The sequence below is a fragment of the Streptomyces sp. NPDC050485 genome (assembly GCF_044458185.1).
Lineage (GTDB): Bacteria > Actinomycetota > Actinomycetes > Streptomycetales > Streptomycetaceae > Streptomyces.
In genome coordinates this window covers 1-1,274 of sequence record NZ_JBITHR010000081.1, presented here as the reverse complement: position 1 = coordinate 1,274, position 1,274 = coordinate 1, and the positions used below count along the sequence as shown (strand labels likewise).

General features: G+C 60.2%; 1 protein-coding gene. It reads right to left on the bottom strand.

Going from position 1 to position 1,274, the window contains the following annotated elements; genetic code table 11:
* Window positions 1-87: 87 nt before the first annotated feature.
* Window positions 88-1,274 (bottom strand): group II intron maturase-specific domain-containing protein (locus tag ACIBK6_RS42480; RefSeq protein ID WP_399058852.1); only part of this gene is annotated, 1,187 nt, incomplete at its 5' end.

Sequence of the window (1,274 nt, the reverse complement as noted above, 5' to 3'; positions counted from 1 at the left end):
GTGTCGGGTAGGACCACCGCATTGCTGCGGCGGTCCCCCCTCAGAACCGTGCGTGCCACTCGTCGCGGCACACGGCTCAAGCAAGTCCTAAAGGCTTGCGGTAGGAGAAACCACAGGCTGCGCTGCATTCGATCGCTCCAATCGTTTCGCGCAGTGCGCATGGAAGAGTTGAGGCCGGGAGATTCCGCGATCGTTTCCTCTGCCGCTCTCCTTGTGGATGACAATCACCTTGCGGACAACTGCCTTTCGGATTGCGGTGAACCACGTTTCCCAGTGATCGGGGTGCTGAGGTTGCGTGTCGGCGTAAAGGAGCAATTCGCCGCAGAGGGGGCACCCTCCGCGCTGGAGCTTCACCTGTCGGGCAAATCCATCGCTGAGGGGCGGCCGATATTTGCGCCGCCTCTGTGCCCAGTAATCGGCAAGTTTCGGGTCATCCGGGGAGGCATCCCGTTTGATCAGAGTGTGCCGGACGATCGGCGTCCAGACAGTCTTGACTACGTAGCGACCTGTATCCCGGTCACCGAATAGCCATTGAGCCCGCCTGATGGGGTGGAAGGCGCCGAAGTAGCGGTTCATTACCCACTTCTTCGACTTCCTCGGGTGCGAGCGCAGCGCCCAACGGTAGAGAGCCCACCAGAGGTGGTCATCCACATCGTTGAACACCTGCTTTGACACCCCGGCTCGGTAATACGCAGCCCATCCACGGAGGATCGGATTAAGGGTCTTCACCACCGTGTATGCGTCAGTTCCGCGCAACATGCGAACCTCAGCCCGTAACCGCCCTTGAAACCTCTTTACTGCCGCGTGGCTCGGCCTGGTCAGCAGCTTGCCCCCTTTGTAGCGGCGGATGTTGAATCCAAGGAAGTCGAATCCTTCTTCCAGGCAGACGACTCTCGTCTTGTCCTCGTTGAAGGTGAGCCCCCTGGGCATCAACCAGGCAGCGAGCTGTTCCTTGACCTCGTGTGCCTGTTCCACTGTGTGGCAGAGCGCGACGAAGTCGTCGGCGTACCTGATCAGGACCGGGTCAGATCGCACCGTCGTTCCGGCGTTAACGCCGTGATCGATGTATCTGACACCAGCGGCCTCTTCCATTCCATGGAGAGCGACATTTAGCAGCAAGGGGCTGATTACGCCACCCTGAGGAGTTCCCTCCTCAGTGGGCGCAAACTGACCTTTCTCCATCACGCCGGCCTTCAGCCAAGCCCGGATCATGCTCCGGGCCGGGAAACTCCCCAGGGCTTCGAGCAGGCGCTCATGGTTGATTCGGTCAAACG